Source organism: Bartonella sp. AA23NXGY (assembly GCF_042197165.1).
Taxonomy (GTDB): domain Bacteria; phylum Pseudomonadota; class Alphaproteobacteria; order Rhizobiales; family Rhizobiaceae; genus Bartonella.
In genome coordinates, this window is record NZ_JBHIRO010000003.1 from 81,109 (window position 1) to 104,715 (window position 23,607).

Genomic DNA, 23,607 nt, shown 5'->3' on the forward strand with positions numbered 1-23,607 from the left:
TTTTACGAAGAGATTCCTTTTAAAATCTTATTCCCTCATTTTTATTTATGCATCCCTCATTTTTAAAAACACAAATAAAATGAATATATTACACATAGAAAAAAGAAACATGGTACGCCCAAGGGGAATCGAACCCCTGTTTCCGCCGTGAAAGGGCGATGTCCTAACCGCTAGACGATGGGCGCAAACCAATGATGAGGCTTATAGAGAGGATCTTTTTACTTCGCAAGCCCTCTGTGTCATTTTTTTTGAAAAAAGTGTGTTTTATTGAATAATTTTTGAGCGCTTCCTGTTTAGATCATTTTATTTTCTAAGATTTTTTGTAGAAAAAATATAAAGTTATCATGATTGATAGAAAATTTTGATGTGGGTATCATCTCAGGGAATGATATTTTCAGTTTGAGGAGTAGGCAAAAATGATCAAAAACAGCATTTTTTATGTATTTATTTTTTGCATATTTTATCGCTTGTTATCTTTGCTCACCACATGAGAATATTATTTAACTTGCTTGAAAGAGCCTTTATACAGAAAGACTTCTCATTTGAGCTTATCATAAAGCAAAAACTGTATAATTTATGAAGTAGAAAGATAATATTTATTACAAAATTAACAAATAATACCAATTATACAAAAGTTTTTTTGAGGAGCAAGCCACAAATTCCTTTCAGTTTAACAAAATATAAAAAGATTCTTTATAATAAGAATATTAAGCAAATTTTACAGAATATATTAAAAATACTTTTCTTATCTTTACTTTTACAGGTTTGTAAGAAATTTAAAATTAAAACCCCTTCATTTGTTCCCTCACATATTGGGAAGGTTATTTATTTGGAAATGAATTAGTTTGGGTAAAGGGCAGATTGAGATTTTTGTCATTTCAATTCGCTAGTTTTTTAAAGAGGTGGCAATAAGTTGAGATAAAATATTCGAATTTTGCAAATTTATTTTCCATATTTATAATATTTTAGAATTATGGTGTGTGCATATTAAGTCTTGTGTTTTACTTTAATGTAAGGTTCTATTTTGATATATGAATGCGTTAAGATTTTTGCATTAAAGATTTATAGTTTAAGCTATGGAATGGTAGGAAGGAATGTGTTATTATTGACTGAACTACTTTATTTTATCCATTCTCTTAATTTATCATATGAAAGAATGTTTTTTGTTCCATATTTGTCGATTTAGAAGAGATATTTTTATTCTTTCTTACTAAGTCTTCAATATTCTTTAACTTGTTATTGATTATTTTTTAGAACTTTTCTTTATGGCAACTTGCATTTATCAGTTTTACAGATTTTCATTCTGAATTAAATATTTTATAAGATTCTGAAATCTTTGAAGACAATAAATATTATATTTTTAGGAATGTTGATTGAATAAGCGGGGATAATTCTATTGGAGAAAATAAAGTGAATAGAGCGGGATATTTCTTTTGTTCTTATGGATATAGATATTCTTTGTGTTGATTGGCACATCATTTAAACGATTCTTCAATGAAGATAGGGATCAGTGGTTAGAATATGGCAGAAGCTTTAAAAGTTGGCGTTGCGGGACTTGGTACAGTTGGTACTTCAGTTGTTCGAACTCTATTTGAAAAAGCGAATAGTTTAGCTTGTCAATGTGGGCGATTCATCAAAGTTGTTGCTGTTAGTGCGCGTGATAAAGGTCGCAATCGTGGAATTGATCTTAGTGGTATAAAATGGTTTGATTCACCTGTGGAGTTGGCTGCTTCTGATGAGATTGATGTTTTTGTAGAGTTAATTGGTGGTGAATTGGATGTGGTGTATACCGCTGTTAAGAGAGCGCTTGAGGCGGGACATCATGTTGTAACAGCCAATAAAGCTCTTCTTGCTCGACATGGAGTAGAGCTGGCTATAATTGCAGAAAAAAAAGGTGTTTTTCTTCATTTTGAAGCAGCTGTTGCAGGGGGGATTCCTGTTATCAAAGCGATGAGAGAATCACTTGTTAGTAATCGCATATCGCGAATTTATGGTATTCTCAATGGAACCTGTAATTATATATTAACACGTATGTTTACGGAAGGTCTTTCATTTAAAGATTGTTTAGCAGATGCACAGAGACTTGGGTATGCTGAAGCAGATCCAAGTTTTGATATTGAGGGAAATGATACTGCTCATAAATTAGCTTTGTTGACAAGCTTGGCATTTGGAACTGCTGTTTCGTTAGATGATGTTTATGTTGAAGGAATTCATAATATTTCGCAAATTGATATTCGAGCAGCTGATGAATTGGGGTATCGGATTAAGCTTTTAGGGGTTGCATTAAAAACGGATTCTGGAATAGAGCAACGCGTTCATCCAACAATGGTACCAACATCCTCAATGATTGCACAGATAAATGGTGTAACCAATGCTCTTTCTATTCAAAGTGATTTATTAGGTGAATTACTGTTTTCTGGTCCTGGCGCCGGAGGAAAGGCAACAGCATCAGCCGTTATTGGTGATTTGGCTGATATAGCAAAAGCGCGTTCTGGTTTTCAGTATGCACCTGTTTTAAGACGTCCAGCATTAGAACTTGCTCCTCATAAAAAAGCACGTATTTCGCATCATGCAGGTGGTTATTTTATTCGTTTAAATGTTCATGATCGTACTGGTGTTTTTGCCGCTGTCGCAAGGCATATGGCTGATAATCACATCTCATTGGAGTCGATTGTTCAAAGATCTTTTGTAGAAGATCAAATTGAAAAAACAATTATTTTAATTACGCATGAAACAACAGAGCTGAATGTACGACAGGCACTTGCAGAAATTGAAAAAGATGGACATCTTGTTGCAAAATCTCAATTTATTCGTATTGAACCTATGACAGAGAATTGATAACTTTCTTGATAATGACAAAAAGGAACGCTTGAGTTCTTTTATCTCTTGTGGAAAATTTTCATCTTTGCCAAAAAACTTTATTCTTAGTATTTAATAAGGACTCATATTTTTTCTGGTATTCATTCGGTAGGATTTTTTCATATGCCCACAACTCAGAAGATTTTAAATGGACTTGATCGTATTTTGACGCTTGAATTGGTACGTGTTACTGAACGTGCTGCTGTTGCTGCTGCACGCTGGCGCGGACGTGGCGATGAAAAGGCAGCGGATCAAGCTGCTGTAGATGCAATGCGGCAGGAACTTAATCGATTGCCTATTGATGGTACAGTGGTGATTGGTGAAGGTGAGCGGGATGAAGCGCCTATGCTTTATATTGGAGAAAAAGTAGGTCTTCAAAGTGGATTGGCGATCGATATTGCACTTGATCCACTAGAGGGAACAACACTTTGTGCTAAAAATATTGCCAATTCTTTGGCAGTAGTTGCAATTGCTGAAAAGGGTAATCTCCTTTATGCTCCTGATGTTTATATGAACAAAATTGCTATTGGTCCTGGTTATCCAAAGGGAGTAGTCGATATAGATGCTTGTCCTACCGATAATATACATGCTCTTGCGAAGGCTAAAGGAGTAGCCGTTAATCAGATTACTGTTTGTATTATGGATAGACCTCGTCATGAAAAATTGGTTAATGAAGTACGAGCGACAGGGGCGTCGATTCGCTTGATTGGGGATGGAGATGTGGCTGCTGTTATTGATACAACTGATCCAGAAGAAACAGGTATTGATATCTATATGGGGATTGGTGGAGCACCTGAAGGTGTCTTAGCTTCTGCTGCTTTGCGCTGCATTGGAGGACAGATGCAAGGTCGTTTGCTGCTTGATACAGAAGAGAAAATTGCTCGTGCAGCTAAAATGGGGATTAGTGATCCCGATAAGGTTTATACAATGGAAGAAATGGCAAAGGGTGATGTTTTGTTTTCAGCAACAGGGGTGACAGATGGCAATATGCTTTCTGGTGTTAAATTTACATCTCGTTACATTCAAACGGAAACTCTCGTAATGCGCTCCCATACGGGTACAGTCCGTAATATTAAAGCAAAGCATAGAAATCATTCGAAATTTGATTAATGCTTTCTTTTTTGTCACTAAAAATAGAGGGAGTTTTTCTAGGAAAAACGCTTCCATGAATCTACTTTCATGGAAGCGTTTATAGATATGAGAATACCTTAAATATTATGAGATCTGGACAGAATGTACCCAGCCATTTTTATCTTCTATGTTCCCTTTTTGAATGCCAACCAATTGTGTACGAAGCTGCTTTGTAACTTCTCCAACTGTTTCATTTCCAATAATAAATTCTCCCCCTTTATATCTAAAACGACCAATTGATGTGACAACGGCAGCTGTACCACAAGCAAAGGCTTCTTTAAGGTGTCCACTCTTTGCATCTTCTTGAAGCGCTGTAAAAGAATAAGGACGCTCTTCTATTTTTAATCCCATTTGTTGAGCTAACCTTAAGATTGAATCACGGGTTATCCCTGGAAGGATAGTTCCATTAAGTGGGGGGGTTACAAGTGTATTATTGTCCATAATAAAGCAGACATTCATACCACCAAGTTCTTCAATCCATTTATGTTCAATCATATCAAGGAAGAGTACTTGGCTACAATTATTTTCAGTTGCAGTTTTTTGTGCCAGTAAGCTTGCTGCATAGTTTCCACCACATTTGGCAGCCCCTGTTCCTCTTGGACCGGCACGACTATAATCTGTTTCAATCCAGACGCTGACAGATTTTTCTTCTCCTTTGAAATAGGATTCAACTGGAGAGGCTATGACACAAAAAAAATATTCTTGAGAAGGGCGGACTCCCAAAAAGTTTTCATTGCCAAACATAAATGGACGGATATAGAGGCTAGCGTTGGGCTGATCAGAAACCCATTTTTGATCAATCTTTACTAATTGATGAACGGCATCCAGAAAAATATCTTTTGGCAATTCTGGCATAGCTAAACGCCTCGCTGATTCTATAAAGCGTTGTGCATTGGCATCAGGACGGAAGAGCAAGATGCGTCCATCTTTTGCACGATATGCTTTTAAACCCTCAAAAATTTCCTGTCCGTAATGTAAAACGGTACTTGCAGGGTTAATTTCTAAAGCTTTGTATTGAGAAATGACGGCATTGTGCCAGCCTTTGTCTTCAGTCCATTGAATAGTACACATGTGGTCTGTAAAAAATTGACCAAAACCGGGACTTTTTAAAATTTCTTCATATTTTTCTTCTGACAGAGGAGATGGGTGTTTTTCTATTTTAAAGGGAAGCGATGATATGGGAGATTTCATAAAAAACCTTTTGAGTATGTTTCATTTTTATTAATAAAAATAATGAAATATTTTGATTATAACTCTATTATTAACAAAACCTTTGTGTCAATGTTTTATTATAGAATACAAAGGGGTTTATTATAGAATTCAAAGGCTAGAGTAGGGTAGATATTTTAATTCTATCCTCGCTTCTTTTTCTCAACTTTATGAAGTAAACTGGAACTTTTGTTTATAATTATCGTTTTCTCACAATAAGTATCTGAATAATTGCATATATGCATATTTTCTAGAAATTTAAAGGTAAGGGAATTGAGAAAAGGAATCCACTATGATTGATAAAAATTATCACACATATGAAGAACGTATGGCCGCAGAAAGAAGAGGTCGTGAACAACCTGTTTCAATCGCTAAGGGTATTTTTGCTATTCTTCTTGCGATGGTTATTATCTGGTTTATTTTTGGTTTTTTAGGATCTTTTTTTGCAAAATCTCCTGAACATAGTTCGCGTTATAATACCCCAGAAACAAGCCAAAGTGTAACAACGCCCAAAAAAGATTTAAATTCGCTTCCTCCTGTACCTTATACCTATAAGGGTACGGAGTAATTTTTTCGTAAATATAATCTTTTAGATAGGGCGAAAATCGACGTAGATTAAGGAATAAAGTCAGCACAAAGACATAAAAAAGAGAGGAATGATTTTAATTTCTGAAGTTTTTGATAAGTAATTAAATGGTATGGAAATAAATAATGCAACGGTTGTTAAAACCGTTGCATTATTGGTTTAGCGTGTGATGAAGCAGCTTCCACCAGAACTTTTAATGGATTCACAAAGGATTATGGCTTCATTACGGTCTTGCGCTTGAAGCCGAACACGGTAATAAGTACCTTTTCCTGGTATAAAAGCGGATTGAATATTTAAAGAACGGGCACCGATAAGGAATCCAAATTTAGATTTCATATTTTTTAAAGAATTTCTAGCGAGCTCATACGTTGGTTGAGATGCAAGTTGTACGTAATAACTTTCTGAATTTTGTGCTGCGACTCTGTTTGGTGATATGGGGTGAGACGCGGCTGGTGTTTCAACTTGTGTATTTCTTTCTGCATGAGAAGGGATAGGGATAAATTTTTCTTCAATATTTGAGCTAGAATTATTTTCTGCGATTATTTTATCAATATTATTTTTGAGATCATGATCTCTTTCTTGGTCGTTTATATCAGAATCATGCGATGAAACAAGGGACGAATCTTGAAGTTCATTAGAAGTTTGATCAATGCTTTCTTCAGATTGAGCAGCAGTTTTGCTGTTTGTTTGATGCGCGGGGGCTAGTGTAACTGTACCATCTTGATTGACAATAACAGTTTGTACTTCTCGCATTGGAATAGTATGGTTTATGGCTTCTGTGACTGCATCTTCAACATCAGATTCATTTAAAGACGATGAGGAAACGTTTGAAGATTCTTCAGGGTTTAATTCTTTTAAATTTTCAGGTTGTTCAGAGTTATCAATAAGAAATTGTTGTGTATTTTCTTGTTTCTCATTTTGTTCAGTTGTTTGTTTATAGATATCTAAATTATGTGCAACATCATTTTTCGTTTCAGTTGTTTCTGGTTTGAATTTAAAAGGCGTATTATCAGCGTGGATAATGACCGTTTCTTCATTTTTTTGTGATGGCATAAAAAAATGAGAATAACCAGCAAACCCAAGTCCTATTAAAATAAGTATAAAAAAACCTTTAATGAAAGTTTTACCAAAAATAAAACTTTTAAAGGGAGGAAGAGCTGATGGATGCGTGGGAACCTCATCTGAGCTTGTGTATGATGAATTCTCGCTAAAAGAGGGAAAATTATATTCCATATTGGCAGAAGAAAAATAGTCGGAATTTTGTTCTTTAGAGTTTATATAAACACCTTCTTTTGAATTTTGTATAGACTGATGAAAAACTTCACTAAAAACCTCATTTTTCTGTTGTTTTTGAGAAAAATTATCCGTTGGGACATTCCCTACATTGAGTACATCAGCAAATTCTTCTTCTAAACCACCATTAGTTGGCACATCATATTCTGGCGCTTCGTACGGGACTTCTGGAACCATAATAGGACCAGTTTTTTCTACGATTTCCTCTGAAAATTTATAAGTATCAACATTGGGAGGGGGAGTATCTCTGTGCGTATAGTTATGGGCAAAAAAGCCATCCGTTTGTTTTGTATTTAAAGAGGGGGATGAGGAAAGAAACTCATCTAAATTATTTTCATTATATGAAATTTCTCTATTTGGGTTAGAGGCACCTTCGGCGTTATTGATGTATTGGGCTCGAGCCTCATCATATATCGGAACTTTTTCGCCATAAGTTTCTTGTTGTGAGGGGTTTTCTGCAAAAAAATGGGGATAATTGGTTGTATGATCTTCTTGTGAAGCCCCCTTTAAATAAGATTGTCTATCAACTGGTGGAGAATCTAAAGGTGAGGAGAAGGTACTTGTTGTTTGATTTCTTGCAGTGTTTTGTCTTTCTGACACAAGATTAGAAGATGAGAAAAACTCATTTTCCTCTGTAGAAGAGGAGACATCAGGATAATCCTTTTTAATCCAATTTTCTTGATCAGCTGAAATTTTATAGGGATGGTTTATAGGAGTGTCATAGAGGCTTTGATTGTCCTCATAAGTTTTTTGTATATTCGTAGTCTCAGGTTGTTGTGAATTTATTTGTGAAAAACGATTGGTTTGTTCAACATCTTCTGGCGTCTCTCTCTTATTTTCGTGCCTTTCAGATTTATCAAAAAAGAAATTTTCTGATTCTGATTGTGACATAAGATTACTTTTTTCAAGAAAAGGATCAGCACTGGTTGCTGTTTTTTTCTGTTGATGTGATTGATTTTTTGGGATTGGTAATGGAGAAAGCGCATCTAAAATTTGTTCTTCATCATGACTGCTAGGTGAAGAATATTTCTCTTCAGATAAATTATTTTGTTTTGAATGGTTGAAAGAAGCAGCTTGTGCAATATTTGAGGCTGTTGCGTTGCTGGTTGCATACAAGTCCCATTGTTTTTTTTGATCATCAAACGGTAAGTCATGTGCTAAATTATTTTCAAGTTCCTCTTCTAGAAAGGACAAATCAAAATCATCATCATGGGATGATATTTCGGGGTGAGATGTTGATCGATCTGTTTTTAAAGAAGATTGCTCATTTTGGTTTCCGCTTTGTTTGTGCGGATTAAAAATGCGCGTAAGCCTTTCTAAAGGATCATGGTGTTCATGATCGTGTTTTGTTTCGTGTAGATTTTTGCGATCGTTATCGCTCATAGCTTTTCTCACATGATGGTTTGCACTTACGTGCAATCAATGGTTGATTTTGATTTGTTATATTAAAATTATAAATTTTCCCCCTCTCATGCAAGGATACATGAAAAAGTTTATCAATAGAGTACCTATTGTATGTATTTATAGAACTTTTTCAACGCATTTCTATGGGTGATTCGACTCCTATGATGGTAAGCCCTGATGATAAAATATTGATAACAGCTTGTATCAATCCTAATCTTGCAAAGGATAACTCTTTATCATCAGGTTGAATAAAGCGTAAATTGAGATTTTCACTCCCTTTATTCCAATGGGTGTGAAAGCTGGAGGCAAGGTCATAAAGATAAAACGCTAATCGATGCGGTTCTTTATGAATTACGGCCTGTTCAATGATACGTGGATATTCAGAAAGTTTGCGTATTAACAATATTTCATGGTCATCTGTTAATCGATGAAGATGGGCAATCAATGTATCATTTGAAAAGCTTTTAATATGAAGCGCTTCTTGTGCTTGACGAAAGACTGAGTGACAACGTGCACTTGCATACTGTACGTAAAAGATGGGGTTATCTTTTGATTGTTCTGTTACTTTTGCAAAATCAAAATCAAGAGGTGCTTCACACTTACGGTATAGCATCATAAAACGCACAGGATCACGCCCAACCTCTTCGACAACATCCCGTAGAGTGACAAAAGATCCTGCTCTTTTTGACATGCGTACAGGATGACCGTTGCGAAAAAGTTTTACCAATTGACACAAGAAGACACTTAATTTAGCTTTACCCCCAGAAATTGCTTTTGCCATTGCCTCTAGCCGCTTTACATAGCCAGCATGGTCTGCGCCTAGAATATAAATCATTTCATCAAAATGACGATTAAATTTATCCCGAAAATAAGCAACATCAGCAGCAAAATAAGTGTAAGAACCGTCAGATTTGACTAAAACACGGTCTTGGTCATCACCGACATTTGTTGAACGGAACAAAGTTTGTTCGCTTGGTTCCCAGTCTTCTGTATTTTGTCCTTTGGGAGGGGGGAGTTTTCCTTTGTAGATATAACCATTTAAAGTGAGGTCGTTGATGGTGTTACGAATGGCGCGTGCATTATCTGCATAAAGCATTCGCTCAGAGAAAAAGATATCATGATAAATATTAAGAGCAGCCAAATCTTCGCGAATCATGGACATCATTGCATGAATTGCACGTTCTTTCACAAGAGATAAGGCTTCATCTTTATCCATCGTGAGGAGTTGGTCACCAAACTCTTGAGCAAGCGATTGACCCAATGGTATCAAGTATTCTCCAGGATAGAGTCCTTCTGGAATTTCATTAATTTTTTGCCCAAGAGCTTCACGATAGCGCAATAGTACCGAATGGGCGAGGACTTCGATTTGTTGACCCGCATCATTGATATAATACTCTTTTGTAATGTTATAGCCCGTAAATTGTAGCAAATTGGAGAGAACATCCCCAACAACCGCTCCGCGGCAATGTCCTACATGCATTGGTCCAGTGGGATTTGCTGAGACATATTCAACATTGACGCATTTTCCTTGTCCCATTGGAATACGACCATAAGAAGTGCCTAATTCAAGCATAGATTTTATAGCATCTTGCCAAAATAATTTTGTAAGCTTTATGTTTATAAAACCAGGACCGGCAACATCTATATTTTCGATAGAGGAATCATTTTTAAGAAGTTCTATGATTTTATCTGCAAGTGCACGTGGATTGATTCCAATAGATTTTGCAAGCACCATAGCAGCATTGGTTGATAAATGACCATGGGAGGAATCACGCGGAGGATCAACAGTGATTTTTGATAAATCTAGAGCTTCTCCATTTTTTCCTTTTATATCAGATAATTCAATTGATCTCTTAATTTTTTTTTCGAAGTTTTTAAAGATATTCATATTTAGCTTCCATGATGATGCCAAAAGCCATTAAACGAAATTATCTGTATGGTCAAATAAACGCTGATATTCACGTAGAGCGTAGTGATCCGTCATGCCTGAAAGAAAGTCAGCAATCAAACGTGCTAACTCTTGATTTTTTAAGTGCACTGTTTTGCTCTGCCAACTTTCAGGCATTGTATTTGGATTTTCATAATAACAATTGAATAATTTTTGTACAATGCATTTTGCTGCATTGCGACGACTAAGAACTTGTTCATGGTAGTAAAGATTTTTAAATAAAAAGTTTTTTAGTTCTTTTTCATAAACGGTCATTGTCGGTGAAAAGGTGACAATAGTTTGTTTTGCTTGGTGAATATCGTTTATGCTTGTTGGTTTGATGCGTGCTAAATTTTTTTGTGACTGTTTGATAACATCTTCAACCATGGTTGTTATTTGTCTTCGTACAAGCGTGTAACCGCGACGCGTTTGGTCGAGGTGGGGATGCTCATCTGTTATATCTTTTAATATTGCTGCTGTTAGTGAAACATGTTCAAATTGATCGAGTGTTAAAAATTGCGAACGTAGACCATCATCAATATCATGCGCATTGTATGCGATATCATCTGCAATAGCAGCACATTGCGCTTCTAGCCCTGCAAAACAATCGAGTGCAAGGTCTTGCTTTGCATTGTATTGTAAAATATCGATAGGAACCTCCTTATTCTTTGCGTGAGGACCTAAAAGGGGACCATTATGCTTTACAAGTCCTTCGAGGGTTTCCCATGTAAGGTTAAGTCCATCAAAATTTGCATAGCGCTGTTCTAGTTTTGTTACAATGCGTAATGCTTGTGCATTATGATCAAAGCCGCCATAATGTACCATGGCTTCATTAAGAGCATCTTCTCCTGCATGGCCAAAGGGTGTGTGTCCAAAGTCGTGAACGAGGGCAATGGCTTCGGCAAGGTCTTCATCAAGACACAGGGCACGGGCTAATGTTCTTGCAATTTGAGAAACCTCTATGGAATGGGTTAGGCGAGTACGGTAATGATCGCTTTCATCAGCAATAAACACTTGCGTTTTATGTTTAAGACGTCGAAATGCATTAGAATGGATAATACGATCTCTATCTCGTTGAAAAGGTGAGCGTGTGGTGCTCATCGTTTCATGGTATAATCGACCACGGCTTGTTTGTGGATGAGCACTGTATACTGCTCGAGATTGGTAATTGAAGTCGATATTTCCTATATCCATTGCAAGCTGTCTATTATCATCTTAAAATTGAGAGTGGTTTATGACAAATAAACTGCTCTTTGAGTGTAGGATACTCTTTCTTGATGGTTTAATGCAAGGATATATAAAATGAATGTGAAAATTTCAGATGTTGCTGCCAAAAAAATTGCACAGATACTTTTGCGTGAACCCGATAAAATAGCATTACGTATTTCTGTTGAAGGTGGTGGGTGTTCTGGTTTTTCTTATAAATATGACTTGGTTTCTGAAATGTGTGAAGATGACCTCGTTCTCAAAAAAGACGGGGCAGTTGTGTTTATTGATTTACTATCACTTCCTTTTATGGAAGGAGCTGAGATTGATTTTGTTGATGATCTTATGGGGCAGTCTTTTCAAGTCCACAATCCCAATGCTGTTTCATCATGTGGTTGTGGTGTAAGTTTCTCAATTTAAAATGATGGCTGTGTGATATTGTTTCTTGAAAAAAAGATCATGTTGGTCAACAATGCAAAAATGGGTATTCTTATAAAAATAGTGCACCGATGTGTATGGTTGTGCGTGGCGCTTTCTTTATTGACTTGGAGCCACTGTGCTTTTTCTGAAGCAGGAGAAGGGCAAGATCAGCAGCAGAGACAATCAAGGAGTTTTATTGTAAAGACTCAAAAGCAGGAGAACGAAAACTTAGCATCTCAAACACAACTCATTTTGAATGCTCGATTAACAAATAGTCATCCGGATATTGAAAAAGGGCTTGTCTGGCGGGTTTATGCTCCTATTCTAGGGATTGATAATAAGTTACCATTAGTGGCAACCTATAAGGGGGGAAGTGCACGTTTTGATCTCGAACCAGGAAATTATCTTGTTCATGTCTCATTTGGTCATATGAGTGCTGTGCGCCATATTCGTTTAGAAAATGGGCAGAGTCTTGTAAAAAACTTTAATCTTGAGGCTGGTGGTGTCATTTTAAATGCAACACTGCTCAATGGCGTAATGAATGAAAAGGAACTCCGTTTTACCATTTATGAGGATGAAAAAGAAAATGATGATACGGGAGTAATTATATCAAATGTTAAACCCCAATCAGTTGTGCGTTTAAAAGCTGGCCGCTACCATGTTGCTTCCCATTATGGTTCTATTAATGCGACGGCTCGTTCGGATATTCAAGTGGATGCGGGTAAAATAACAGAAGTTACTCTTGAACATCAGGCCGCTCAGATTGTCTTAAAGCTGGTGCGACAAGAAAGAGGAGAAGCGCTTGCAGATACAAGTTGGTCTCTTGCCAATGATTCTGGTGATATCGTTTATGAAACAGTAGGTGCGTATGTTTCACTCGTGTTAGCGGAGGGAGAGTATATTGCAATTGCTAAAAATAAAGATAAAATCTATCAAAAAGTTTTTTCAGTCGTTTCTGGTCATGATGAAGATATAAGTGTGATAGCGAATGAAGAAAATATGCAGCGAGTTGATGAAGATGTGGATTGATTGTTGTTCATGGGGGGTAAACTATGATGAAAGACGGGGTATGAATTTTGATTGAAATTTCAACAGTTGGTGTGTTTTTTGCTGGGGCACTCTCTTTTTTGTCACCATGCGTTTTGCCGTTAGTTCCTCCTTATTTGTGCTATATGGCAGGGGTTGGTATTGATGATTTTCGTTCAGAAAAGCCTGATGAGAAAGTCTTTATCCGGTGGGCTTTATTATCTTCTGTTATTGCTTTTGTTCTTGGGTTTACGACTGTTTTTGTTGCTTTAGGTGCCAGTGCTAGTACAATTGGGAAATTCATCGGTTATTATCGTGATTGGTTTGCCCTTGCTGCTGGAATTGTCATTATTATTTTTGGTTTAAATTTTTTGGGGATTTTCAAGATCGCTTTTTTATTTCGTGAGGCGCGTTTTCAGACCCAAAAAACACCTGCTGGTCCTTTAGGCGCGTATATTATCGGTTTAGCTTTTGCCTTTGGTTGGACACCGTGTATTGGCCCTATTTTAGGTCCTATTATAACGCTTGCTGGAACAAAAGAAACTGTGGGAGAGGGAGCTGTTCTCTTAGCGGTTTATGCATTAGGTCTTGCTATTCCTTTTATGTTAGCAGCTTTATTTTCGAGCAGTTTTATGCGATTTTTAGGAGCTTTTCGTATTCATTTAGGAAAAGTTGAAAAAATCATTGGTGTTTTTCTTATTCTTACAGGGATTTTGTTTTTAACAGGTTCTATGCAGGATCTTTCATTTTGGCTTTTAGAACATTATCCTTCGTTGAGTTATATTGAAGATATTCGTTGGCACAATATTATGATTTTTTTTGGATTTTCTCGTTAGTCTTATGTGTTTTTATGGTTAGAAGTTGTCTTTCTATTGTTCTTGCCGCAGGTGAGGGGACGCGCATGAAATCGTCTCTGCCTAAGGTACTTCATAAAATTGCTGGATTGCCTCTTATATGCCATGTTCTAAAAAAAATAGAATTGGCAGGCTCTTCACAATTAGCGGTTGTTGTGGGATATGGTGCTAAGGAGGTTACGCACGTTGTTCAGTCATTTGTAAAAGATGTAATGATTTTTGAACAAAAAGAGCGTTTAGGAACTGCTCATGCTGTTTTGTCTGCTCGTTTAGCTTTGCAAAAGGAGGTGGATGATGTGCTCATTGTTTTTGGGGATACTCCTCTCATTCAGCAAGATTCATTGCACCAAATGCGTGCACAGCTTGCTGATGGAGCAGATGTTGTTTTTGCAGGTTTTCATACCAAACATCCAACAGGTTATGGGCGTCTTCTCGAGAAAAATGGTCAATTGATTGCAATTGTAGAAGAAAAAGACGCTAGCGATGAAGAAAAAAAGATTTCTTTTTGTAACGGTGGAATACTCGCTATGCGTGGAAAACATGCACTTTCTCTTTTAGAGAAAGTTGGTAATAATAATGTGAAAAAAGAATATTACTTAACAGATATTGCTTCTCTTGCAACACGCGAAGGATTAGATGTGCGTGTTGTTGAAGTTCCTTTTGAAGATATTGTAGGAATTAACAACGGTCTTGAGCTTTCTGAGGCTGATTCTTTGTGGCAAAAACGTAAAGCGCGCGATTTAATGTTATCGGGTGTTACACTCTTGAAGCCAGAAACACTCTATTTTTCTTATGATACAGAAATTGCACCAGGGGTGGTGATAGAACCAAATGTTTATTTTGGGTTAAACGTAAAAGTACAATCTGGTGCGGTTATTCATGCATTTAGTTATCTCGAAGGTGCTGTGGTTGGTAGAGATGCACAGATTGGTCCCTATGCACGTTTGCGTCCTGGAACAGAGTTGGCTAAGTCCGTAAAGATTGGAAATTTTTGTGAAGTCAAACAAGCTAAGGTAGGAGAATCTTCTAAAATCAATCATTTAAGTTATATTGGTGATGCCGAAATTGGTGCACATACCAATATTGGAGCCGGTACGATTACTTGCAATTATGATGGATTTAACAAATATAAAACCATGATTGGTGATCATGCTTTTGTTGGGTCTAATACGGCACTTGTTTCCCCATTGGTAATAGGGGATGGCTCTTATGTTGCTTCAGGAAGTGTTATTACTGAAAATATTCCTATGAACAGTATGGCTTTTGGGCGTGCACGACAGGTTATAAAAGAGGGCTATGCGACAAAATTTCGAGAGCGTTTGTTAGAAAACAAACAGAAAAAATGATTATTTTCAGCTTATTCTTTTGTTTCGTGTTAATCTAACGATGGATGGAAGATTTATTCTTAAAGATTGCCGTATTCCATGTTTGAATTATTTTTATTATTTATAGTTTTAAATAAAGGCTGTTGGATTGTTTTGTAAAATTTGAATCTTAAGATGTGGGTTGGAGCTTTTTAATGTGTGGAATTATTGGAGTTCTTGGAAAGAGGTGTGTTACGTCCTCTTTGGTTGAGGGGTTAAAACGTCTTGAATATAGAGGGTATGATTCATCTGGGGTGGCAACGGTCCATAATGGGCATCTTTATCGTGTACGTGCTGAGGGGAAGCTTGTTCATTTAGAAGAAAAATTAAAAAAAACACCTCTGGAGGGAAGTTTAGGGATTGGTCATACCCGTTGGGCTACGCATGGAATTGCTGTTGAACGCAATGCGCATCCCCATGTGACTGAAAAGCTTGCGATTGTTCATAATGGTATTATTGAAAATTTTGTAGAACTGCAAAAGGAACTCATAGAGGATGGTTGTATCTTTGAAACAGAGACGGATACGGAAGTTATTGCACATTTAATAACGCGTGCATTAAAAGATGGTCTTTCTCCGCAAGAAGCCATACGTACCAGTTGGAAAAGGCTGCAGGGGGCTTTTGCTATTGCTCTTATTTTCGAAGGTGAAGATAACCTTATGATTGCGGCTTGTTCTGGTCCACCTCTGGCAATTGGTTATGGAAAAGATGAATTTTTTGTGGGGTCAGATGCCATAGCTTTGGCACCATTCGTTGATTATATTAGCTATATGGAAGATGGAGATTGGGCTGTTCTCACACGGGAAGGTGTTACAATTTATGATGCTAACAACCAACCGGTAAAACGTCCTGTGACGACATTACTCGAAGGGGCTTTATTGATTTCTAAGGGTAATCATCGTCATTTTATGCACAAGGAAATGTTTGAACAACCTGAAGTGATTTCTCATAATTTGGCGCATTATCTTGACCTTGGAAATTATGCGGTTCGACCGCTTGAGAATTTGATTGATTGGAAAAATATTCATCGGCTTCTTTTTGCGAGTTGTGGAACGGCATATTATTCAACCTTAGTTGCGCGCTATTGGTTTGAGAAATTTGCCGCTTTAAGTGTTGATAATGATGTTGCTTCCGAGTTTCGTTATCGTGAACCTCCTATAACGTCTGATGTGTTATCGCTGTTTGTTTCTCAATCTGGTGAGACAGCTGATACATTGGCTTCTTTGCGTTATTGTCGTGAGCGGGGTGTAAAAACAGCAACAATTGTGAATGTAGAGCAATCAACAATGGCAAGGGAGGCTGATTTTATTCTCCCAACACTTGCCGGACCGGAAATAGGTGTTGCTTCAACAAAAGCTTTTACCTGTCAATTGGCAACGCTTGCTTCACTCGCTCTTAGTGCGGCTAAACAACGTGGCTATCTCTCGGCTCAAATAGAAAAGCAACTGGTTCAACAGTTGGCAGAAGTTCCACGTATTTTAAATGAGGTCTTAAAATTAGAGAGAAAAATTGAATGTATTTGTCGTGATTTGGTGAATGCAAAAAGTGTTCTTTATCTGGGACGTGGAACTTCTTATCCGATTGCTTTGGAGGGAGCTCTTAAACTGAAAGAGCTTTCTTATATTCATGCTGAAGGTTATGCGGCAGGTGAATTAAAGCATGGACCAATTGCTCTGGTGGATGAGACAATACCCGTTATTGTTGTTGCACCTTATGATCGGTGGTTTGAAAAAACTTTTTCTAATATGCAAGAAGTGGTAGCGCGTAATGGTCGTATTATTTTAATAACCGATAAAAAGGGAGCAGAAGTAGCTTGTCTTAAGACTTTATCAACGATCACTTTGCCAGATGTTCCAGAATTTATTTCTCCTATTATTTATGCACTCCCTGTTCAGTTAATCGCTTATCATACAGCTGTTTTATTAGGAACAGATGTTGATCAACCCCGTAATTTAGCAAAATCAGTCACGGTTGAATAAAAGTATATTTCTGAATCTTTTGGAGAATAATCAAGTGTAAGAAATTGATTTATAATGAAACTTATTTTTTCATTTTTCTCTGTTGAACGAGAATACTGAAGAAAGGTTTTTTATTCCTAAATCCTTTACGATAAAACAAAAAATATTTTCTTACCTATCAAAAAATAGATCAGTTATGTGAATATAATGGTAAAAAAAGACGCAATATTGCTTCTACTGTTTTAATGCAGTTGATTTGTTATTCGTTCATGAAGCATAAAGATGGTAAGAGACTGCGTAGATCATTTATGGGTAATTCTAAGAGAAAATCATATTTGAACAGAGAGGTATTTAAGTTTTTTATTAGAGGGTTTTTGTTATCCTGCTCGTAAGAGGCGTGCAGCATCGTTGTGTCCGAAAAGATAAAGGAGCAACCGTAAAGCTTGTCCTTGCTCAGAAGAAAGATGAGGATCGCGTTGTAAAAATAAACGAGCATCTTTTCTTGCCATTGACAAAAGATCGCTATGAACTGCAAGGTTTGCTATATGAAATTCAGGGACTCCGGATTGTTTTGTACCTAAAAGTTCTCCTTCGCCTCGTAGGCGCCAATCTTCTTCAGCAATTTCAAAACCATCTTCTGTATTGCGGATAATATTAAGGCGTGTTGCTGCTGTTTTAGTCAGTGGATCTTTATAGAGCAAAATGCAGGAAGATTTTTTATCGCCTCGTCCTACACGTCCACGTAATTGGTGCAATTGTGAAAGGCCAAAATGTTCCGCGTGTTCGATGATAATGATCGAAGCATCTGGAATATCTACTCCCACTTCAATGACGGTGGTTGCAACTAAAATACGTGTATTTCCACATTTAAAAGATGCCATAGCGGCTTCTTTTTCTGCTGTAGACATTTTTCCATGGATCATACCAACGTGTGCTCCAAAGCGCTCATGGAGAAATGCAAAGCGGTTTTCAATTGAAGTGAGATCAAGAGCTGTCGATTCCTCTACTAAAGGACAAATCCAATAGAGCTTTTCTCCTTTTTCTAATGCAATTGCGATTCTCGCTATAAGCTCATGAAGACGTTTCAAAGAAAGCGTTGCTGTTGTAATGGGTTGTCGTCCCATTGGTTTTTCGGTAATTTTAGAGACATCCATATCACCAAAAGCTGTTAAGACAAGTGTGCGCGGAATGGGCGTGGCGGTCATAACCAGCATATCAGCTTTATTGCCTTTTTCTGTAAGAGCGATACGTTGATGGACACCAAAACGGTGTTGTTCATCGATAATGGTTAAAGCGAGATTATTATAAGTAACGCTGTTTTGTATGAGAGCATGAGTTCCGATAACAATAGAAACTTGACCTGACAGAATATCATTCACGATATTTGTCCGCAATTTTCCTTTTTCTCGTCCTGTTAAAAGCGTTGTTTGTAATCCGACCTTTTCGGCAAGAGGAGCGATGGTGGCAAAATGTTGCCTAGCAAGCACTTCAGTTGGTGCCATTAAAGCTGATTGTCCTGAATTTTCAGCAATTTGTGCCATTGCCATCAATGCAACAACAGTTTTTCCTGCGCCTACATCACCTTGAAGTAGTCTTAGCATCGGTTCTGGTGAAGCAAGATCATTTGCGATATCTTCTACTGCTTTTTTTTGTCCGGTTGTGAGTTGAAAGGGGAGGATATTGAGTAATTTTTTAGTATAAATTCCTGTTGATGGTCGAGAAGTGCCAACAAGAGATTTAGTTTTCAAACGCACGAGTCCTAGTGCCAATTGACAAGCGAGCAATTCATCATAGGCAAGACGTTTGCGTGCTGTACTTTCTAAGGATAGATCATTGGGGTTAATGGGTGCATGGATACGGCGTAAAGCAACGGAAAAAGAAGGAAAATTTTGCTGCTTTTTTACATTTTCATCTATCCATTCTGGTAGAAGAGGAATAAAATCAAGAGCGTTTTGTATGGCGCGTCTTAGTGTCTTTACAGTTAGTCCGGCAGTAGAGGGATAGACAGGTTCGATCAGAGGTATCTGATTTGATTGTTCGCTTGGGGCAATATAGTCTGGATGCGCCATTGAAAGCTGTCCATTAAACCATTCAACTTTTCCTGATATAATGACTTTTTTTCCTTCGGGGAGTTGTTTTTTTAGCCAAAGAGGTTGAGCATGAAAAAAGACTAAATTTATTTTTCCTGTGTGATCATGGGCAATAACACGATAGGGAATTCGGTTGTGACCACGGGGTGGTGGTTGATGTTGATCGATGATAATTTCGAGCGTAACAGTATCTCCTTCTTTTGCAGAAGCAATGTTGGGACGCATTCTGCGGTCTATAACGGAATGGGGCATTAATTGAAGAAGGTCAATAAGGGTTGCTTCGCGTTGTGTGGGATTAACATCTAAGAGTTTGGTCAATAAACCATAGACTTTAGGTGTAATACCAGAAAGAGTTCGGATAGAATTAAAAAGTGGGGTAAGAAGACTTGGAGGCATGAGCAAATTTAACCTGCCCTTTTTGTTTTTTCTAGACCTTTAGAAGAGCTTTTTGGGGATAAAGTCATAAAGACAAGGTTGCTTTATTTACACATTGAACTTTAGGAAGAGAAATTAATATTTAAAGAAAAATACAATTAAATGGTCAAAAATTAAAGTACTTAGATGAGGTATATTGTTTTTCTTTTTATTTTAGGTGTTTATTTGCTGTGAATAGAAGCATTTTCTTGATAGAACTCTCTTATAAATATTAATAAAATTGGGATATTGCTCCTATGTAGGATGATGAATTTATAGCTTTAAAGTTTGATGATGAACAGAAGTTTTTTCTTTTATAAGGGGTGCTGTTTAGCATTTATTTTGTAGTGGGAAATTGTGAGAGTGGTAAAAAATAAAATGCAAATGCAAGAGAACAAAAATTCTCTTCCTCGCTTTATTCATTTGAGAGTGCATTCAGCTTATTCCTTGCTCGAAGGGGCTTTAAAAATCCCCCAAATTATTCAACAGACGATTTTAGATCATGCACCAGCGGTTGCTATTACCGATACCAATAATTTATTTGGTGCTTTGGAATTTTCACAGCATTGTCTTTCTCATGGGGTCCAACCTATTATTGGTTGTCAGCTTACTGTTGATTTTTGTGATGAAAATGATCATTCACGTTTGGCTAAATGGCGTAATCCTTCTGATTTTTGCTCTATTGTTCTTTTGGCTGCTAGCGAAACCGGTTATGCTCATTTGGTTCGTCTTGTGAGCCGTGCTTATCTTGATAAGTGTGATACTGATCCTCCTCATATTAAAGCTGATTGGTTGTCAGAACACAGTGAAGGCATAATCGCTTTAACGGGTGGAAAGGGAGGACCTATTAATCTTTCTTTGGCAGAAGAGAAAAAAGAACATGCTGTTGAGCGCTTAATTTATTTGAAAAAATCTTTTGCTGATCGTCTTTATGTGGAGTTACAACGGCATGGCTCTTATGACCGGAGAGTAGAAGCTGATCTTATTGAATTGGCTTATGCGCATGAAATTCCTCTTGTAGCAACGAATGAAGCTTTTTTTCTGCAAAGAGAAGGGTATGAAGCGCATGATGCGCTGATGGCTGTTTCAGAAGGACAAATTGTCTCTAATCCAGATCGCAAACGTGTGACACCAGATCATTATTTGAAGTCACAAGATGAAATGGTTACACTGTTTTCTGATCTTCCAGAAGCTTTGGAAAATAGTGTTGAAATTGCATTGCGTTGTCATATTGCCTCGCCTCTTCGAAAACCGATATTGCCTCGTTTTATAGAACAATCTGTTAATTCAGAAACTACTTTAGAAATAGAAGATAGTGAGTTATTAAATCAGGCTAAAGATGGTTTGAAGATTCGGCTTGAAACAATAGGGTTGGCTGAAGGGTATACGATTGCAGATTATGAACAGCGGCTTGATTATGAAATTTCAGTTATTACGCGTATGCAATTTTCTGGATATTTTCTTATCGTTTCAGATTTCATAAAATGGGCAAAGGTTCATGACATTCCCGTTGGACCAGGCCGGGGTTCTGGTGCTGGTTCACTTGTTGCTTATGCATTGACGATTACTGATGTGGATCCCTTGCGGTTTTCTCTTCTCTTTGAACGTTTTCTGAATCCAGATCGTGTTTCGATGCCAGATTTTGATATCGACTTTTGTCAAGAGCGGCGCGAAGAAGTTATTCAATATGTTCAAAAAAAATATGGACGTGATCAAGTTGCTCAAATTATTACTTTTGGTAAGTTACAGGCACGTGCAGTTTTGCGTGATGTGGGGCGTGTTTTAGAAGTTCCTTATCGTCAGGTGGATTATCTTACAAAATTAATTCCTGCCACCCCAGGAAGTCAGGTAGAATTAGCAGATGCTATTAAGGATGAACCTAAATTTGAAGAAGAAAAGAAAAAAGATCCCGTTGTTGGACGCGCATTAGATATAGCGCTTCAGTTGGAGGGACTTTATCGTCATGCTTCAACTCATGCTGCTGGGATTGTTATCGGAGATCGTCCACTTTGGGAGCTTGTCCCGATGTATCGTGATCCTCGTTCTGATATGCCTGTTACACAATTTAACATGAAATATGTTGAACAAGCGGGGCTGGTAAAATTTGATTTTCTTGGATTAAAAACGCTTACTGTTTTGAAAATGGCAGTCGATTTTGTTGCCAGAAAGGGGATTAAAATAGATTTATCAAATATTCCTCTGAATGATGAAGCAACCTACGCTATGATGGCACGTGGTGAAACGGTTGGCGTGTTTCAGGTGGAAAGTTCTGGTATGCGCAAGGCGTTGATTGGAATGAAGCCAGACCGTATTGAAGATATTATTGCGCTGGTTGCACTTTATCGTCCAGGTCCAATGGAGAATATTCCAACCTATAATGCACGCAAACATGGGGAAGAGGAAATTGCTTCTATTCATCCTAAAATAGATCATCTGATCAAAGAAACACAAGGTGTTATTGTTTATCAAGAACAGGTGATGCAGATTGCTCAGGTGCTTGCTGGCTATTCGCTTGGGGAAGCCGATTTATTACGTCGTGCTATGGGGAAAAAAATTCATGCTGAAATGCAAAAACAGCGTACGCGTTTTGTCAATGGAGCTGTTGCAGGTGGCGTGGATAAAGATCAAGCTGATATTATCTTTGATCTTTTAGCGAAATTTGCCGATTATGGTTTTAATAAATCGCACGCTGCTGCTTATGCAATTGTTTCTTACCAAACGGCTTATATGAAAGCAAACTATCCCGTTGAGTTTTTAGCTGCTTCAATGACATATGATATGACGAATACAGATAAGCTCAATGATTTTCGGCGTGAAGCATTAAGGTTGGGTATTGAAGTTATTGCACCTTCTATACAAACATCTCATCGTGTTTTTGAGGTTGGTGATAATTGTATTTATTATTCTCTTGCTGCCATTAAAGGTGTGGGAGAAACTGTTGTAGATCATATTGTTTCTTGTCGTGGGAGTAAGATTTTTAAGGATTTGGAAGATTTTTGTGCGCGTGTTGATCCTCGTATTGTTAATAAGCGTGCGATGGAAAGTTTAGTTTGTGCTGGTGCTTTTGATTGTTTTAACATTGCACGTGAGGTTTTATTAGCCAATCTTGGAACCCTTCATGCGCGTGCACTTCGTATTCTCGATGACAATTCTAGCGGGCAGGTTGATATATTTGGAATGGCAGGCGGATTAAAAGAACCATTGATTTTATCGCAAACAACCCCTTGGTTGCCGGCTGAGAAACTTTATCGAGAATTTCAAGCTATAGGTTTTTACTTTTCTGCGCATCCTTTGGAGGAGTATCAAGCTATTCTGAACAAAAAACGCATTCAGACTTGGGGTAATTTTGCCAATGCCGTTAAAGGGGGAGCAACGGCTGCACGGCTTGCTGGAACTGTTGTGGCAAAAAACGTGCGCAAAACAAAATCTGGTAAAAAAATGGGAATTATTCATTTTTCTGATACAAGTGGACAATATGAAGCAGTTCTCTTTTCTGAGGCACTCTCGGATTATGAAGAGATGCTAGAACCCGGAAAATCTTTTATTATTACGGTGAGCGCAGAAAATCGTTCTGAAGGAGTTAGTTTGCGAATTGAAACAATTCAGTCTTTGGAAAATGAATCATTACAACAGCATAAAATGATGCGTCTCTTTATAAAAACAGTTGATATGCTTCCACAAATTGAACAAAATTTAAATCTTGGGGGGAATGGAGAGGTTGGGCTTATTTTAATTCAAGAGGATGGATTGCGAGAAGTCGAAATTGCACTTCCTAAGCGATATAAGGTAAATTCACATGTCGCAAATGCTATGAAATTAATTCAGGGTGTTGTTGATGTAGAATTGAGTTAAAGAAAGATTAAAGA

The 23,607-nt window shown here is 37.4% G+C and carries 14 protein-coding genes and 1 tRNA gene; 9 read left to right on the plus strand and 6 right to left on the minus strand.

The features are described from left to right. Positions 1-110 precede the first annotated feature (110 nt). Positions 111-185 (minus strand) — tRNA-Glu (locus ACFINY_RS02545). Between the two features lie 1,336 nt (positions 186-1,521). Between ACFINY_RS02545 and ACFINY_RS02550 the strand changes: the two genes are divergently transcribed. Both ACFINY_RS02550 and glpX read left to right on the plus strand, forming a co-directional pair. Next, positions 1,522-2,838 (plus strand): homoserine dehydrogenase, encoded by a 1,317-nt coding sequence (locus tag ACFINY_RS02550; protein ID WP_375611525.1) that lies wholly within the window; start codon positions 1,522-1,524, stop codon positions 2,836-2,838. 144 nt (positions 2,839-2,982) lie between these two features. Then, positions 2,983-3,969 carry a class II fructose-bisphosphatase gene (glpX, locus tag ACFINY_RS02555; protein ID WP_375611526.1) on the plus strand — a complete coding sequence of 329 codons (987 nt, stop codon included), beginning with the start codon at positions 2,983-2,985 and terminating at the stop codon, positions 3,967-3,969. A gap of 105 nt (positions 3,970-4,074) precedes the next feature. Here glpX and ACFINY_RS02560 read toward each other — a convergent pair whose 3' ends face one another. Next, positions 4,075-5,181 carry a branched-chain amino acid aminotransferase gene (locus ACFINY_RS02560; RefSeq protein WP_375700798.1) on the minus strand — a complete coding sequence of 369 codons (1,107 nt, stop codon included), beginning with the start codon at positions 5,179-5,181 and terminating at the stop codon, positions 4,075-4,077. Positions 5,182-5,491: 310 nt separating this feature from the next. Here ACFINY_RS02560 and ACFINY_RS02565 point away from each other — a divergent pair, with 310 nt between their 5' ends. Continuing rightward, positions 5,492-5,767, plus strand: coding sequence for a hypothetical protein (locus ACFINY_RS02565; protein WP_375611528.1), 276 nt, complete (start codon positions 5,492-5,494; stop codon positions 5,765-5,767). A gap of 177 nt (positions 5,768-5,944) precedes the next feature. On the opposite strand, the gene ACFINY_RS02570 is transcribed toward ACFINY_RS02565, so the two are convergent. The 3 genes from ACFINY_RS02570 to ACFINY_RS02580 all read right to left on the minus strand — a co-directional run bounded on the left by ACFINY_RS02570 (position 5,945) and on the right by ACFINY_RS02580 (position 11,603). Continuing rightward, entirely contained in the window at positions 5,945-8,461 is a 2,517-nt protein-coding gene (locus ACFINY_RS02570) for an SPOR domain-containing protein (protein ID WP_375700799.1), read from the minus strand. Positions 8,462-8,612: 151 nt separating this feature from the next. Next, on the minus strand, positions 8,613-10,370 hold the full coding sequence (gene argS, locus ACFINY_RS02575) for an arginine--tRNA ligase (protein WP_375611530.1): 1,758 nt from the start codon (positions 10,368-10,370) through the stop codon (positions 8,613-8,615). 30 nt (positions 10,371-10,400) lie between these two features. After that, a complete protein-coding gene (locus ACFINY_RS02580) occupies positions 10,401-11,603 on the minus strand; it encodes a deoxyguanosinetriphosphate triphosphohydrolase (protein ID WP_375611531.1) in 1,203 nt (400 codons plus the stop codon). A 108-nt stretch (positions 11,604-11,711) separates the two neighbouring features. On the opposite strand from ACFINY_RS02580, the gene ACFINY_RS02585 reads away from it, so the two are divergent. The 5 genes from ACFINY_RS02585 to glmS all read left to right on the plus strand — a co-directional run bounded on the left by ACFINY_RS02585 (position 11,712) and on the right by glmS (position 17,258). Beyond that, positions 11,712-12,035 carry a HesB/IscA family protein gene (locus tag ACFINY_RS02585; RefSeq protein WP_375606652.1) on the plus strand — a complete coding sequence of 108 codons (324 nt, stop codon included), beginning with the start codon at positions 11,712-11,714 and terminating at the stop codon, positions 12,033-12,035. Positions 12,036-12,074: 39 nt separating this feature from the next. After that, entirely contained in the window at positions 12,075-13,064 is a 990-nt protein-coding gene (locus ACFINY_RS02590; protein ID WP_375611584.1) for a carboxypeptidase regulatory-like domain-containing protein, read from the plus strand. A gap of 44 nt (positions 13,065-13,108) precedes the next feature. Then, the gene (locus tag ACFINY_RS02595; RefSeq protein ID WP_375611585.1) at positions 13,109-13,897 is read left to right on the plus strand and encodes a cytochrome c biogenesis CcdA family protein; all 789 of its coding nucleotides are present in this window, start codon (positions 13,109-13,111) and stop codon (positions 13,895-13,897) included. 14 nt (positions 13,898-13,911) lie between these two features. Continuing rightward, positions 13,912-15,261, plus strand: a complete 1,350-nt coding sequence (glmU, locus tag ACFINY_RS02600) for a bifunctional UDP-N-acetylglucosamine diphosphorylase/glucosamine-1-phosphate N-acetyltransferase GlmU (RefSeq protein WP_375611532.1) — start codon at positions 13,912-13,914, stop codon at positions 15,259-15,261. Positions 15,262-15,434: 173 nt separating this feature from the next. Then, complete coding sequence (gene glmS, locus ACFINY_RS02605) at positions 15,435-17,258, plus strand: glutamine--fructose-6-phosphate transaminase (isomerizing) (protein ID WP_375611533.1); 1,824 nt, start codon at positions 15,435-15,437, stop codon at positions 17,256-17,258. Between the two features lie 356 nt (positions 17,259-17,614). On the opposite strand, the gene recG is transcribed toward glmS, so the two are convergent. Next, entirely contained in the window at positions 17,615-19,723 is a 2,109-nt protein-coding gene (recG, locus tag ACFINY_RS02610; RefSeq protein WP_375650537.1) for an ATP-dependent DNA helicase RecG, read from the minus strand. Between the two features lie 402 nt (positions 19,724-20,125). Between recG and dnaE the strand changes: the two genes are divergently transcribed. Beyond that, positions 20,126-23,593, plus strand: coding sequence for a DNA polymerase III subunit alpha (gene dnaE, locus ACFINY_RS02615; protein ID WP_375611586.1), 3,468 nt, complete (start codon positions 20,126-20,128; stop codon positions 23,591-23,593). The last annotated feature ends 14 nt before the right edge of the window (positions 23,594-23,607 follow it).

Excerpts from the sequence above, each read along its gene's own strand:
- ACFINY_RS02550 (WP_375611525.1), top strand. The coding sequence starts at position 1,522 with ATGGCAGAAGCTTTAAAAGTTGGCGTTGCGGGACTTGGTACAGTTGGT.
- glpX (WP_375611526.1), top strand. The coding sequence starts at position 2,983 with ATGCCCACAACTCAGAAGATTTTAAATGGACTTGATCGTATTTTGACG.
- ACFINY_RS02560 (WP_375700798.1), bottom strand. The coding sequence starts at position 5,181 with ATGAAATCTCCCATATCATCGCTTCCCTTTAAAATAGAAAAACACCCA.
- ACFINY_RS02565 (WP_375611528.1), top strand. The coding sequence starts at position 5,492 with ATGATTGATAAAAATTATCACACATATGAAGAACGTATGGCCGCAGAA.
- ACFINY_RS02570 (WP_375700799.1), bottom strand. The coding sequence starts at position 8,461 with ATGAGCGATAACGATCGCAAAAATCTACACGAAACAAAACACGATCAT.
- argS (WP_375611530.1), bottom strand. The coding sequence starts at position 10,370 with ATGAATATCTTTAAAAACTTCGAAAAAAAAATTAAGAGATCAATTGAA.
- ACFINY_RS02580 (WP_375611531.1), bottom strand. The coding sequence starts at position 11,603 with ATGGATATAGGAAATATCGACTTCAATTACCAATCTCGAGCAGTATAC.
- ACFINY_RS02585 (WP_375606652.1), top strand. The coding sequence starts at position 11,712 with ATGAATGTGAAAATTTCAGATGTTGCTGCCAAAAAAATTGCACAGATA.
- ACFINY_RS02590 (WP_375611584.1), top strand. The coding sequence starts at position 12,075 with ATGTTGGTCAACAATGCAAAAATGGGTATTCTTATAAAAATAGTGCAC.
- glmU (WP_375611532.1), top strand. The coding sequence starts at position 13,912 with ATGGTTAGAAGTTGTCTTTCTATTGTTCTTGCCGCAGGTGAGGGGACG.
- glmS (WP_375611533.1), top strand. The coding sequence starts at position 15,435 with ATGTGTGGAATTATTGGAGTTCTTGGAAAGAGGTGTGTTACGTCCTCT.
- recG (WP_375650537.1), bottom strand. The coding sequence starts at position 19,723 with ATGCCTCCAAGTCTTCTTACCCCACTTTTTAATTCTATCCGAACTCTT.
- dnaE (WP_375611586.1), top strand. The coding sequence starts at position 20,126 with ATGCAAGAGAACAAAAATTCTCTTCCTCGCTTTATTCATTTGAGAGTG.